This window comes from Actinoplanes sp. L3-i22 (genome assembly GCF_019704555.1).
GTDB lineage: Bacteria > Actinomycetota > Actinomycetes > Mycobacteriales > Micromonosporaceae > Actinoplanes.
In genome coordinates this window covers 10,668,854-10,681,932 of record NZ_AP024745.1, presented here as the reverse complement: position 1 = coordinate 10,681,932, position 13,079 = coordinate 10,668,854, and the positions used below count along the sequence as shown (strand labels likewise).

At 71.6% G+C, this 13,079-nt stretch carries 11 protein-coding genes; 7 read left to right on the top strand and 4 right to left on the bottom strand.

Annotation, left to right across the window (positions count from 1 at the left end):
* Window positions 1-13 precede the first annotated feature (13 nt).
* On the top strand, window positions 14-1,453 hold the full coding sequence (locus L3i22_RS47225) for a GGDEF domain-containing protein (RefSeq protein WP_221323926.1): 1,440 nt from the start codon (window positions 14-16) through the stop codon (window positions 1,451-1,453).
* Window positions 1,454-1,465: 12 nt separating this feature from the next.
* Here the strand turns inward: L3i22_RS47225 and L3i22_RS47220 are convergent, their stop codons facing one another.
* Together L3i22_RS47220 and L3i22_RS47215 are read right to left on the bottom strand one after the other, a co-directional pair.
* Window positions 1,466-1,867 (bottom strand): response regulator, encoded by a 402-nt coding sequence (locus tag L3i22_RS47220; RefSeq protein WP_255657687.1) that lies wholly within the window; start codon window positions 1,865-1,867, stop codon window positions 1,466-1,468.
* Window positions 1,864-4,617, bottom strand: a complete 2,754-nt coding sequence (locus L3i22_RS47215; protein ID WP_221323925.1) for a response regulator — start codon at window positions 4,615-4,617, stop codon at window positions 1,864-1,866. The genes L3i22_RS47220 and L3i22_RS47215 overlap by 4 nt, the downstream gene beginning before the upstream one ends.
* 90 nt (window positions 4,618-4,707) lie before the next feature.
* Here L3i22_RS47215 and L3i22_RS47210 point away from each other — a divergent pair, with 90 nt between their 5' ends.
* The 6 genes from L3i22_RS47210 to dapB all read left to right on the top strand — a co-directional run bounded on the left by L3i22_RS47210 (window position 4,708) and on the right by dapB (window position 11,582).
* Window positions 4,708-5,640: a bifunctional riboflavin kinase/FAD synthetase gene (locus L3i22_RS47210; RefSeq protein WP_221323924.1), complete on the top strand. Its 933-nt coding sequence runs from the start codon at window positions 4,708-4,710 to the stop codon at window positions 5,638-5,640.
* Between the two features lie 127 nt (window positions 5,641-5,767).
* Window positions 5,768-6,037, top strand: a complete 270-nt coding sequence (gene rpsO / locus L3i22_RS47205; protein WP_203745227.1) for a 30S ribosomal protein S15 — start codon at window positions 5,768-5,770, stop codon at window positions 6,035-6,037.
* A gap of 190 nt (window positions 6,038-6,227) precedes the next feature.
* Window positions 6,228-8,543 carry a polyribonucleotide nucleotidyltransferase gene (locus tag L3i22_RS47200; protein WP_221323923.1) on the top strand — a complete coding sequence of 772 codons (2,316 nt, stop codon included), beginning with the start codon at window positions 6,228-6,230 and terminating at the stop codon, window positions 8,541-8,543.
* On the top strand, window positions 8,544-9,875 hold the full coding sequence (locus L3i22_RS47195; RefSeq protein WP_221323922.1) for a pitrilysin family protein: 1,332 nt from the start codon (window positions 8,544-8,546) through the stop codon (window positions 9,873-9,875).
* Window positions 9,876-9,949: 74 nt separating this feature from the next.
* Window positions 9,950-10,846 carry a phosphatase PAP2 family protein gene (locus L3i22_RS47190; RefSeq protein ID WP_255658782.1) on the top strand — a complete coding sequence of 299 codons (897 nt, stop codon included), beginning with the start codon at window positions 9,950-9,952 and terminating at the stop codon, window positions 10,844-10,846.
* Window positions 10,833-11,582, top strand: coding sequence for a 4-hydroxy-tetrahydrodipicolinate reductase (gene dapB, locus L3i22_RS47185; protein ID WP_255657686.1), 750 nt, complete (start codon window positions 10,833-10,835; stop codon window positions 11,580-11,582). The genes L3i22_RS47190 and dapB overlap by 14 nt, the downstream gene beginning before the upstream one ends.
* 361 nt (window positions 11,583-11,943) lie before the next feature.
* Here dapB and L3i22_RS47180 read toward each other — a convergent pair whose 3' ends face one another.
* Together L3i22_RS47180 and L3i22_RS47175 are read right to left on the bottom strand one after the other, a co-directional pair.
* Window positions 11,944-12,495, bottom strand: a complete 552-nt coding sequence (locus L3i22_RS47180) for a GNAT family N-acetyltransferase (protein ID WP_221323920.1) — start codon at window positions 12,493-12,495, stop codon at window positions 11,944-11,946.
* Window positions 12,496-12,504: 9 nt separating this feature from the next.
* Complete coding sequence (locus L3i22_RS47175; protein WP_221323919.1) at window positions 12,505-13,062, bottom strand: GNAT family N-acetyltransferase; 558 nt, start codon at window positions 13,060-13,062, stop codon at window positions 12,505-12,507.
* Window positions 13,063-13,079: the final 17 nt, after the last annotated feature.

Genomic DNA, 13,079 nt, shown 5'->3' with positions numbered 1-13,079 from the left:
CGATAGGGAGCGCATGAGACGTGTCCCGGCCCCCGCGGTCCCCGCGTTCGCCACGGCCGCCGGCGCGGTGTCCGTCTTCTGGCCGGGCACCGACGCCGCCCACATCGCCTATCTGATCGGCTTCACCGCCGTGGTCGCGGCCGCGTGGACCGGGATGCGGGCGATCTCTGGCCCGAGCCGGGGCGCGTACCGGCTGATCACGGCGGCTTTGACGGTCTGGTTGACCGGTGACGTCCTCTACGACGTGCTGAGCCGGGTGGCCGGCCCGCTCGGCAACGTCTCCCCGTCGGACGTGCTCTGGCTCTCCGGCTATCCGCTGCTGGTGGTCGCGATGGTCAAGCTGGTCCGGCTGCGGGCGCCCGGCCGGCTGCGCGACGGCATGCTCGACGCGGCCGCGCTGACGACCGTGGTGGCCTGGCTGTTCTGGCAGTTCATGATCTTGCCGGCGGCCGAGGGGGCGGGGCTGTCGCTGGAGATGTTCGTCGGGGCGGCGTACCCGTTCGGCGACGTGACGTTCTTCGCCGGCACCGCGATCCTGGTGTTCGCGCCCGGCGCCACCCGCGGACCGGGCCGCTATCTGGTCGCGGCGCTGGTCCTGACGCTGATCGGGGACATCAGCATCTCGCTGCTGCCGCAGCTGTTCCCGGAGCTGTCCCGCTCCGGGCAGGCGGATCGCTTCGACGGCCTGCTCCTGCTGGCGAACGGCCTGCTCGCGGCGGGCATCGTGCACCGCGACGCGGGACGGGCCGCGCAGCCGGACAACCTGGCCGCCCAGCGGCTGCACCCGGCGCGCGTGGTGTTCCTCGGGATCGCGCTGGTCGTGCTGCCCACGGTGACCGGCCTGCACTCGTTCGGCACGCTGGTCAGCCGGGTCTCGCTGCTCGTCTCGATCGCGCTGCTGACCACGTTCATCCTGGTCCGCTTCGTGTTCGTGGTCCGCGAGCAGGAGCGGATCAAGGCGGCCCTGGCGCATCAGGCCGAGCACGACCAGCTGACCGGGCTGGCGAACCGGGCGGCGCTGCACGCCCAGCTGGAGCTGGAGCTGTTCCGGGCGGCCGAGTTCGGGCCGGTGGTCTTCTACATGGACCTGAACGGCTTCAAACAGATCAACGACCGGTACGGGCACGCGGCCGGCGACCGCATCCTGACCGAGTTCGCCCGGCGGCTGACCGCGACGATCAGCGCGGGGGACACCGCGGCCCGGATCGGCGGCGACGAGTTCGTGGTGCTCGCCACCGGTCTGGCCGACCGGGACGGCGCGCGGATCTTCGCCGACCGGCTGCGGGCACTGGCCGCGGAGCCGGTCAGCTGGCGGGGCGAGAGCCTGTCCTTCGGGGTCAGCGTCGGGGTCTCGGCGTGGACGCCGCTGGACCGGCCGAACGCCGACCACCTGCTCGCCGACGCGGACGCGGCGATGTACGCCGAGAAGGTCGCCCTGAAGAACGCCGCCTAGCCCGTCGGACGACTAGCTTTTCAGGTGCCGGGCCACCGTCGCGACCAGGTCGGCGGCGGCGTACGGCTTGTCCAGGAAGTCGTCGCACCCGGCGTCCAGGGCGGCCTTCTGGTCCTGCGGCAGCACGCTCGCGGTCACCGCGACCACCACCGGTTTCGGCCGGTCCGGCGACGGTTCGGCGGCGGCCAGCTCGCGGGCCAGGGTGAGGCCGTTGCCGTCGGGCAGGTTCAGGTCGAGCAGGATCAGGTCGAAGTCGCCGTCCCGGACGCTCTCCCGGGCCTGGCTCAGGGTGGTGGCGTCGGTCAGCGTCGCGTTGCGGACCGTGTCCACGCCGGCCCGGGACAGCACCGCCTTGACCAGCATCCGGTTCAGTTCCTCGTCCTCCACCAGGAGGATGCGGTGCGGATCGCTCACGGTTCCTCCTTGACGTCGTATCGGGTGGGTACCGCGCTGCGCAGGTGGATCGCGGTGGCCGGTGGGTGCGCGCCGCCCGGGGTGCGCCGGGCCGCCGGGTGGGCCGGGTGGTGCGGCATGATCGGGTGGTGCCCGGCCGGATGGTGCCCGAGCAGCGGGGCCAGGCTGTCCCAGCCGGCGCCGCCGGCCATCGCCTCGGCGACCACCCCGCCGGCCAGAGCGGTCGCGATGAGCGGGGCGTTGTCACCGGGGGCGCGTTCGGCCAGCGCGGCCGAGCTCAGGCCGAGGATCGGCGTGTGCCGCCCGGTCGGGTCCTGCTCGATCGCGGCGAGCAGGCTGAACCCGTCCGCCGAGGGGGACTGCATGTCGCAGACGATCAGGTCGAAGTTCTCGGCGCGGCTGCGGGCCAGGCCGTCCCGGCCGTCCGCGCAGGCGACCACGTCGGCGCCACCGGCCCGCAGGCCGTCCTCGATCGCCTGACGGACCGCGTCGTCGTGGTCGACCACCAGCACACGCGGGGCGGGCCGGGCGGCGATCGCGTTGGACAGCGCGCTGAGCAGGGCCGGCTGGTCGACCGGCTTGATGAAGTAGTCGTGCGCGCCGAGGGCCAGCCCGGCCGCGGCCTCGTCCAGGATGCTGGCGAAGAAGACCGGCACGCAGGAGAGCGCCGCGTCGGCCTTGAGCCGGCGGATCACCTCCCAGCCGGAGATCCCGGGCAGCTCCACGTCGAGCACGATGGCGTCCGGCTTGTGGGCGCGGGCGACGGCGAGGCCGCTCTCCCCGGTGCCGGCCACCTCGACGCGGTAGCCGGCGTTGCTCAGCTGGGTCTGCATCAGCTCGGCCGAGTGCGGGTCGTCCTCGATCAGCAGGACGTACGGCGCGTCGGCCGCCCCGGCGGCGCTGGACCGGGCCACCGGCGCGGCCGGTAGCCGTACCGTGAAGGAACTGCCCTGACCCGGCACCGAGGTCAGGGTGATCTCGCCGCGGTGCGCCTCCACCAGCCGGCGCGTCAGCGCCAGGCCCAGGCCGGTCCCGGCCTGGCGCCGGTCCGGGTCACCGACCTGCTGGAACTCCTCGAAGACCCGTTCCGCGTCCTGGTCGGCGATGCCCACCCCGGTGTCCGAGACGGTCACGTGGACGTCGGTCTCGGTCCCGGTCATGGTGATCGTGACGGTGCCCTCCGGCGGGGTGAACTTGATCGCGTTGGAGAGCAGGTTCTCCACGATCTGCCGCAGCCGGAGCCGGTCGGCGAGCGCGGTGATCTCGGCCAGCTCGGCCAGCACGGTCAGCCGCTTGTCGGCGAAGAGCGGCGCGAGCGAGGTGAGCAGCTCCTCGATCGCGGTGTCCACCCGGACCGGGGCGAGCCGCAGGTCCATCCGGCCGGCCTCCACCTTGGCCAGGTCCAGGATGTCGTTGATCAGGCCGAGCAGGTGCCGGCCGCTGCTGTGGATGTGGTCGACCCAGTCGGCCGGCACCCGGCGGCGGTCGCCCTCCGGGTCCTCCAGCCGCATCAGGTCGCTGAACCCGATGATCGCGTTGAGCGGCGTCCGCAACTCGTGGCTCATGTTCGCCAGGAAGTTGCTCTTCGCCTCGTTCGCCTTGGTCAGCGCGTTCACCGAGCGGCTCAGCTCGGAGGCCAGCCGGCGCTCGCGGACCGTCACCGCCTGCCGTTCGGCGAGGATCCCGGCCTGCCCGCCGAGCTCGGCCAGCAGGCTCAGGTCGTCGTCGCTGAACAGGTTCCGGTGCCGGTTGAACAGCAGCACCCAGCCCTCGACGTCGGGTGGGACCGGCATCCGCAGCACGGTCACGAAGTCGTCGCGCAGCCCGTCGCCGAAGTGCCGGAGCAGCGCCGGATCGCCCTCCCGGAGCCGGACCGGGCGGCCGGGCCGGATCAGCGCGGCCGGGTCGGCGTGCACCGGTTCGGCCGGCAGGTCGAGCGACGGGCCGGCGTACCCGATCTGTTCGAGCGCCCCGTCGGTGCGGGGGAGCAGCACCGCGACCGCGTCCGCGGCGGTCTGCACCCGCATGATCTCGGCGTACGTCTGCCACACCTGCTCCGGCGAGTCGGCCGGCGTGCCCAGCAGCCGCTCGGTGATCGACTGCGCGGCGGACGCCGAGGCGAGCCGGCGCAGCCAGCGCGGCGGCACGAACGCGATCAGATAGCCGAGCCCGCTGGCCAGGGCCAGTACCCGGCTGGCCGCGCGCACCTCCGGGTTCCCGGTGGTGGCCGCGCCGATCAGCATGATCATCACGCCGAACGTGAGGGTGGCCGCGGCGGCGGTCATCAGCCGGGCCCGGTTCGTGCCGGTCCGGGTCCGCGCCTTGCCGAACAGCAGCGCGGCCGCGATCACCTCGGTGGTCAGGAAGTAGACCACCTCGGCGCCGATCAGGCCGGGCGGCAGCGGGCGGGGCAGCACCGCGAGCGGGACCGCCAGGGTGAGATAGCCCAGCAGGGTGGCGGCCATCAGCGCGCGTGGCACGTGCCGCAGCCGGGCGGCCAGGCGCAGCGTCAGGTAGGGCTGGGCCATCAGCGGCACCGCGGTCAGCGCGCCGGTCCAGGCCGGCCGGTCCCCGATCGTCTGCCACGCCAGGTCGATCGCGAAGACCAGCGTGCACGGTCCGAAGACCAGGGTGAGGTCGCCCTGCAGCGGATCCCGGCGGCGTAGGTAACCGAACAGCGCGCGCAGGAAGAGCACCGCGAAGGTGATCTCCGCGGCGAGCAGGACGAGGCGGGTCCACTCGACGCTCATATCGGTCCCAATCGTACCGATCCGGGCGCGTCGCAGAAGGAATACGCGATCGATACGCTATGGCTGACAACGAGGCGGAGGAGCTTTTCGATGCAGCGGTGGCGGGGATTGGAATCGGTTCCGGGGGGCTGGGGCCGCTCGGTCGTGACCATCGGCGTCTTCGACGGCGTGCACCGCGGCCACCAGGCGATCATCGGGCACGCGGTGAAGCGCGCCCGGGACATGGGCCTGCAGTCGGTCGTGATGACCTTCGACCCGCACCCCTCCGAGGTGGTCCGCCCGGGCTCGCACCCGGCGGTGCTGACCGAGTCGGTGCGCAAGGCCGAGCTGATCGACCGGCTCGGCGTGGATGCGCTCTGCGTGGTCCCGTTCACGAGTGAGTTCTCCCGGCTGAGCCCGGACGCGTTCGTGCACGACGTGCTGGTCGAGGCGCTGCACGCGGCGGACGTGGTGGTCGGCGACAACTTCCGGTTCGGGCACAAGGCGGCCGGGGACGTGACGCTGCTGGAGACGCTCGGGCGCACGTTCGGCTTCACCGTGGAGGAGGCCCCGCTGGTCTCCGCGGACGGGGTGGTGTTCTCCTCGACGTACATCCGCAGCTGTGTCGACGCCGGGGACGTGCGCGCCGCGGCCGCCGCGCTCGGCCGGCCGCACCGGCTCGCCGGCGTGGTGATCCGGGGTGACCAGCGCGGCCGTGAGCTGGGCTTCCCGACGGCGAACCTGATGACGCACCGCTATGCCGCGGTCCCGGCCGACGGGGTCTACGCGGCCTGGCTCACCCGGGCCGGGGAGAACGCCGGGCGCTGGCCGGCCAGCGTGTCGATCGGCACCAATCCGACGTTCGACGGGCGGGAGCGCCGGGTGGAGGCGTACGCCCTGGGCTTCGAGGGCGACCTCTACGGCGAGCGGGTCAGCCTCGACTTCGTGGCGCACCTTCGTGAGCAGCGTAAATACGACGCGATCGAGCCGTTGGTGGCGCAGATCCGGGCCGACGTGGAAGAGACCCGCGTGTTGCTCCGGTGACCCCCTGGTAGGGTTTAGGCGTCGTATGGATTGTGCGACACCGGCTCCGCCGCGCTTTCTCACATGGCCTGCCCGACGCCGCGGGTCGCGGAGCCGTTGAAAACGGCAACACAGAAGTTCGGAGAATATGGCGCTCGACCAGGACACCAAGAACAAAATCATGGGTGAGTACGCGACCAAGGAAGGCGACACCGGTTCGCCCGAGGTCCAGGTTGCGATGCTCACCAAGCGGATCGCCGATCTGACCGAGCACCTCAAGGTGCACAAGCACGACCACCACAGCCGTCGTGGTCTGCTGCTGCTGGTCGGTCAGCGCCGCCGCCTGCTGAACTACGTTCAGAAGAAGGACATCGCCCGCTACCGGACGCTCATCGAGCGCCTCGGCCTGCGCCGATAGTTTTCCCAAGGGGGCGGCTTCGGCTGCCCCCTTCGCACCACCACCCCACGGACCCGCGCGGCTCACACCGGCAGCTCCGGTCTCCGGTAGTGGTTCCCAGGCATCTCTACCTGGGTACTTCGATCGAAGACCGGCCAAGTTGAAACGCGCTGTAGACCGCCGGGTCCTCGACGAATGAGGAGTACCTCACTTGACAGAGCAGACCGCTCTCGGCACCGAATCTCGCACGGCCGTCATCGACAACGGATCGTTCGGCACCCGCGAGATCATCTTCTCCACCGGCCGCCTCGCCATGCAGGCCGCCGGCTCCGTGATCGTCCAGCTGGGCGACACGACCGTGCTCTCCGCGACCACGGCCAGCAAGTCGCCGAAGGAGCACTTCGACTTCTTCCCGCTGACCGTCGACGTCGAGGAGCGGATGTACGCCGCGGGCCGCATCCCCGGCTCGTTCTTCCGGCGTGAGGGTCGTCCCAGCGAGGACGCCATCCTCACCTGCCGCCTGATCGACCGGCCGCTGCGCCCGTCGTTCACCAAGGGCCTGCGCAACGAGGTCCAGGTCGTCGAGACCGTCCTCGCGCTCGACCCGGCCCACCCGTACGACGTGGTCGCGATGAACGCCGCGTCGATGTCGACCAAGCTGTCCGGCCTGCCGTTCAGCGGCCCGGTCGGCTCGACCCGCGTCGCGCACATCGACGGCCAGTGGGTCGCGTTCCCGACCATCGAGGAGCTCGAGCGGGCCACCTTCGACATGGTCGTCGCCGGTCGGGTCACCGCCGAGGGCGATGTCGCGATCATGATGGTCGAGGCCGAGGCCACCCCGCAGGCGGTCAAGCTGATCGCCGCCGGTGCCGTCGCCCCGACCGAGGAGATCGTCGCCAGCGGCCTCGAGGCCGCGAAGCCGGCCATCCGCGAGCTCTGCCGCGCGCAGAGCGAGCTGGCCGACATCGCCGCCAAGCCGGTCGCCGACTTCCCGGTCTTCCTGGACTACCAGGACGACGTGTACTCCGCGGTCAGCGACGCGGTGCGCGCCGAGACCGCCGAGGCTCTGAAGATCGCCGCGAAGCAGGAGCGCGAGGAAGCCCTCGACCTGGTCAAGGCGAAGGCGCACGAGCTGCTCGACGAGCGGTTCGAGGGCCGGGAGAAGGAGATCAGCGCGGCGTTCCGCTCGGTCACCAAGTCCGAGGTCCGCCAGCGGGTGCTGCGCGAGCAGATCCGTATCGACGGCCGCGGCCCGCGGGACATCCGTCCGCTGACCGCGCAGATCGGCGTGCTCCCCCGGGTGCACGGCTCGGCGCTGTTCGAGCGGGGCGAGACCCAGATCCTGGGTGTCACCACGCTGAACATGCTGCGCATGGAGCAGGCGCTGGACACTCTCGCCCCCGAGAAGACCAAGCGCTACATGCACAACTACAACTTCCCGCCGTACTCGACCGGTGAGACCGGCCGGGTCGGTTCGCCGAAGCGGCGCGAGATCGGCCACGGCGCGCTCGCCGAGCGGGCCCTGGTGCCGGTGCTGCCGTCGCGCGAGGAGTTCCCGTACGCGATCCGTCAGGTGTCCGAGGCTCTGGGCTCCAACGGTTCGACGAGCATGGGCTCGGTCTGCGCCTCGACGCTGGCCCTGCTCGCCGCCGGTGTGCCGCTGAAGGCGCCGGTCGCCGGCATCGCGATGGGTCTGATCTCGGACGAGGTCGACGGCAAGACGCAGTACATCGCGCTGACCGACATCCTGGGCGCCGAGGACGCGTTCGGTGACATGGACTTCAAGGTCGCCGGCACCAGCGAGTTCGTCACCGCCCTGCAGCTGGACACCAAGCTCGACGGCATCCCGTCGGACGTGCTGGCCGGCGCGCTGCAGCAGGCGCACGAGGCCCGGGCGACGATCCTCGCGGTGATGAACGCCGCGATCGAGTCCCCGGCCGCGATGAGCGAGTACGCCCCGCGCGTCACCACGGTGAAGATTCCGGTCGACAAGATCGGCATGGTGATCGGGCCGAAGGGCCAGACCATCAACGCGATCCAGGACGAGACCGGCGCCGACATCTCGATCGAGGACGACGGCACGATCTACGTCGGCGCGACCAACGGCCCGTCGGCCGATGCCGCGGTCGAGCGGATCAACGCGATCGCCAACCCGACCCTGCCGAAGATGGGCGACAAGTTCCTCGGCACGGTCGTGAAGACGGCCGCGTTCGGCGCGTTCATCTCGCTGCTCCCGGGCCGTGACGGCCTGCTGCACATCTCCAAGGTGGGCGACGGCAAGCGGGTCGACAAGGTCGAGGACTTCCTCAACGTCGGCGACAAGGTCGAGGTCCAGATCGCGGACATCGACGCGCGCGGCAAGATCTACCTGGACAAGGTCCGCCCCGAGGGCGAGGAGGCCCCCGCGGCCGCCCCGGCCGCGGCGGAGGGTGCGCCCCGCGAGGAGCGCGCTCCCCGGGGTGACCGCGATGGTGGTGGCGAGCCTCGCCGTCGCCGGGCGCGCTCGGCTGGCGAACGCCGCGACTGAGTGACAGCGAACAACCGCGGGCCGGCCGGAAGGCCGGCCCGCGTTTCTACCAGGACCCTGCAGGACGGCGTCAAGAAGACCGTCCTGCCCAGTGGTCTGCGCATCATCACCGAGACGATCCCGACCACCCGGAGTGCCGCTCTCGGCATCTGGGTCGGGATCGGCTCCCGGGACGAGGCCCCGGCCATGTCGGGCGCCTCGCACTTCCTGGAGCACCTGCTCTTCAAGGGCACCCCGAAGCGCACCGCGATGCAGATCTCCGCGGAGATCGAGGCGGTGGGTGGCGAGACCAACGCCTTCACCACGAAGGAATACACCTGCTATTACGCGCGGGTGCTCGACACCGATCTGCCGCTCGCGGTGGACGTGCTGGTGGACGCGGTGGCCGACTCGATCCTCGCGCCGGTGGACGTGGAGACCGAGCGTGGCGTGATCCTCGAGGAGATCGCCATGCACGAGGACGAGCCGGGCGACGAGGTGCACGACGTCTTCGCCGAGGCGATCTACGGCGACCACCCGCTGGGCCGGTTGATCTCGGGCACCCCGGAGTCGGTCACCCCGATGACCCGGAACCAGATCAACAACTTCTACCGCAAGCGGTACACCGCCCCGGAGATCGTGGTCGCGGCCGCCGGGAACCTGGACCACGCCGCCGTGGTCCGGCTGGTGCGCAAGGCGCTGGCCGGCACCCCGCTGGACACCGGCCCGGCCGAGCCGGCCACGCCCCGTCCGGGCGACAAGCGGGTCCGGACCCGTAAGGCGCACACCGTGGTCGTGCACCGGGACACCGAGCAGGCGCACATCGTGCTCGGCTCGGTCGGCCTGAGCCGCTACGACGAGCGCCGGTTCAGCATGGGCGTGCTCAACAACGTCCTCGGCGGGGGCATGTCCAGCCGGCTCTTCCAGGAGATCCGGGAGAAGCGGGGCCTGGCCTACTCGGTCTACTCGTACGGCAGCCAGTACGCCGACACCGGCGTGTTCGGCGTCTACGCCGGCTGCGCGCCGGGCAAGGCGGCCGAGGTGCTCGACCTGATCCGGACCGAGCTGGCCCGGGTGGCCGAGAGCGGAATCACACCGGAGGAACTCGTCCGGGGTAGGGGCATGGTCAAGGGGTCGTACGTCCTGGGCCTCGAGGACACCAGTTCCCGGATGAGCCGGCTGGCCAAGTCCGAGCTCCTGCACGGTGACCTGATGGGTGTCGACGAGCTGCTCGCACGGGTCGACGCGGTGACGCTCGTAGATGTCGCGAAGGTGGCCGGCGAGCTACTCGCCCGGGAACACTCCCTGGCCGTGGTGGGGCCGTTCGACGAGGGCGCGTTTCCCCCTGGTTAACCTTGGTCTCCGTGACGACGTTGGAGCACCATCCCCCGGACACCACGCCGCTCCGGCGGCGGCGGACCATCGGCATGCTGGTCTGGGGGGTGGTCTTCGCCGTCGGGGTGTGGTTCATCGGGGTGCCGACCAGTGACCCGCTGATCGCGTTCGGCTGGCTGTGGCTGGCCACCATCGCCTGGCGCAACCATCAGCCGTGGCGCTCGCACCTGCTGTTCCTGCGGGACTGGCTGCCGATCGCGCTGCTGCTGGTGGTCTACAACATCTCCCGCAGCTGGGCCGACGACTTCTTCGCCCCGCACGTGACACCGCTGATCGACGCCGACCAAGCGCTCTGGGGCGGGCTGACCGGCGGTCAGGTGCCGACCACCTGGCTGCAGCAGCACCTGTACCACCCGGGGCAGACCCCGTGGTGGCTGGCGATCGTCACGCTCGTCTACGTCTCGCACTTCCTGACCGTGCCGACCATCGCGGTGATCCTCTGGGTGCGGGCCCGGGCGCCGTGGGCGCGGTTCATGCGCCGGTGGTTCACGCTGTGCGTGTTCGGGCTGGTCACGTACTTCCTCTACCCGGCCGCCCCGCCGTGGTGGGCCTACGAGCACGGCTACCTCACCGAGCCGGTGGCCCGGATCTCCACGAACGGCTGGGACGTGCTCGGCCTGCACGGCGCCGGGAACACCCTGAACGCGCTCCAGGTCGAGCAGTCCAACCCGGTCGCGGCGATGCCCTCGCTGCACACCGCGTGGGCGATGATGGCCGTCGCGTTCTTCCTGCCGATGGTGCGCAAGCGCTGGTGGCCGCTGCTGCTGGCGTACCCGCTGGCGATGACGTTCACGCTGGTCTACACGGGCGAGCACTACGTGATCGACGTGCTGGTCGGCTGGCTCTACGTCGCGGTGGTGTTCCTGGTCGTGGGTCGCGCCGAGCGCTGGTGGGCGGCCAGGTTAGATTCGACGGGTGACTCTCGCTGAACCCCTTCGCGTCGGTGTCCTCGGCGCTCGTGGCCGGATGGGCCTCGAGGTGTGCAAGGCGGTCGACGCCGCCCCCGACCTCGACCTGATCGCGACGATCAACTCGGGCGACGCGCTGGAGACCGCCGCCGACGCGCGGGTCCTGGTCGACTTCACCAACCCGGGCGTCGTGATGGACAACCTGCGCTGGGCGATCGAGCGCGGCATCCACGTGGTGGTCGGCACGTCCGGCTTCACCGAGGAGCGTCTCGACCAGGTCCGCGGCCTGCTCGCGGCGCAGCCCGGCGTCGGCGTCGTGATCGCGCCGAACTTCGGGATCGGCGCGATCCTGATGATGCAGTTCGCCGCCCGCGCCGCGCGCTACTTCGACTCGGTCGAGATCATCGAGCAGCACCACCCGCGCAAGCTGGACGCGCCCAGCGGCACCGCGACGCACACCGCCCGGCTGATCGCCGAGGCCCGCAAGGCGGCGAACTGCCCGCCGATGCCGGACGCGACGACGGAGGAGCTGGGCGGCGCCCGCGGCGCGGACATCGACGGCGTCCGGGTGCACTCGGTCCGCGCGGCGGGCCTGGTGGCCCACCAGGAGGTTCTCTTCGGCACGACCGGCGAGACCCTGACGATCCGTCACGACTCGCTGGACCGCTCGTCGTTCATGCCGGGCGTCCTGCTCGCCGTCCGCGAATCGGTCAACCGCCCCGGCCTCACTCTCGGCCTCGACGACCTGCTCGCCTGAAGATCAACTTCAAGATCTTTATTGCCTCGGCTGCGGCCGATAACTGATCGTCGCTCCCGCGGGGACCCTTCCGGGCCTCGCAAGGGCGCGGGGCGCCCAGAACACGAGACCCGCAAGGGCGACGTCCGCGGGTGGTCGCGGTTGCAAAGAGCCCCGCGACCCGGTTGCCGGGCTGAGGCCCAGCCGCGCCGCGCGGGCCCGGCTGGTGCTCAGGGTCGTTTCAAGGGTCCGAGGCAGCCCTCAGGACCAGCCGAGGACCGCGACCGCGGCGGCCGGGCGGGCGGGCGGGCCGAGGTGTGGCTTGCGGGCGGGCCGAGGTGTGGCTTGCGGGCCGAGGTATGGCTTGCGGGTTCGGCCGGGGTCAGAGCTCGACATGCAGGCGCATCTGGGGGACCAGCATGTCCTCGACGTCCAGCGCGCGACCGGCCCCGTCCGGCTCCCAGCCCGCCGAGGCCAGGAACTTCTTCATCACGTTGTCCGCGTCGTAGACCCAGGCCACCGCGAACCCGAAAGCGTCCTCCCGCCACAGGTCGACCGCGGCGGCCAGCAGCCGGCTGCCGTGCCCGCGCCGCCCCCACCGCGGCTCCACGAGCAGATCGGTGACCGCCGCGACGGTGTCCGGCAACGGCGGCTCCTCCGGCGAGAGGGCGTGCTCGTCGGCCGGCCCGGCGGCCGCGAACCCGACCACCTGGTCGGTCTCGCCCTGCTCGACGGCGATCAGCACCCGGTGCCGGGGTGACGGCGGCGCGGTGATCGCCGAGCTCCAGACCTCGGTCAGCACCGCCTCGTCCAGCTGGGCGAGGACGTGCGCCGGGAACATGCGCCGGTACGCCGAGCGCCACGTGGTCACCTGGATGCGGGCGATCTCCGGGGCGTCTCCGGGTCGCGCGGGACGGACGAAACCGAGAGCCATGGCGGCAGCCTACAGAGGACGCGTGTAGCGGAGTTTCGGCAGTTCGATCCCGGCGCCCGCCCGGTGTGTCACGGTCACCCCGTCGGTGGTCATCCCGGCCCGCTCGTAGAACCGCCGGGCCCGCGCGTTGCCGGCCAGCACCCAGAGCCGCATCGCCGGGAACGCCGGCCCCCGCGGGGGAGACGCCAGCCCGTGCCGGGCCGTCTCGAACAGCAGCCGGCCGGCGTCGCTGCCCCAGGCGTCCGGGTCGACATAGATCGCGTAGAGCTCGCCGAGCCGGGGATCCTCCCGATCCGGCCCGAACCCGGCGAACCCGATGACCCGGTCGTCGCGCACGGCGACCACGGTCTGCCGGCCGGGCCCGGCGAGGCCGGTCGGGCCGGGCAGCGCGAGGGTGAACCGGGCGAGGTCGGTGCGGCGGCGGGCGGCGAAGACCGCCGGATCGAGCGCCGCCAGATGCGCCGCCGGCATGATCCCGGCGTTGGCGGCCCGCGTGCCGCGCACGTGCACCTCCGCCACCGCGTCGACATCAGCTGAGGTCAGCGCCCGGATCACCGACTCTGTCATACCCCTGTTCTACTCTG

What these genes read in the sequence shown, in the direction of transcription:
- L3i22_RS47225 (WP_221323926.1), top strand. Translation starts at nt 14, where the DNA reads ATGAGACGTGTCCCGGCCCCCGCGGTCCCCGCGTTCGCCACGGCCGCC.
- L3i22_RS47215 (WP_221323925.1), bottom strand. Translation starts at nt 4,617, where the DNA reads ATGAGCGTCGAGTGGACCCGCCTCGTCCTGCTCGCCGCGGAGATCACC.
- L3i22_RS47210 (WP_221323924.1), top strand. Translation starts at nt 4,708, where the DNA reads ATGCAGCGGTGGCGGGGATTGGAATCGGTTCCGGGGGGCTGGGGCCGC.
- rpsO (WP_203745227.1), top strand. Translation starts at nt 5,768, where the DNA reads ATGGCGCTCGACCAGGACACCAAGAACAAAATCATGGGTGAGTACGCG.
- L3i22_RS47190 (WP_255658782.1), top strand. Translation starts at nt 9,950, where the DNA reads ATGCTGGTCTGGGGGGTGGTCTTCGCCGTCGGGGTGTGGTTCATCGGG.
- L3i22_RS47180 (WP_221323920.1), bottom strand. Translation starts at nt 12,495, where the DNA reads ATGGCTCTCGGTTTCGTCCGTCCCGCGCGACCCGGAGACGCCCCGGAG.
- L3i22_RS47175 (WP_221323919.1), bottom strand. Translation starts at nt 13,062, where the DNA reads ATGACAGAGTCGGTGATCCGGGCGCTGACCTCAGCTGATGTCGACGCG.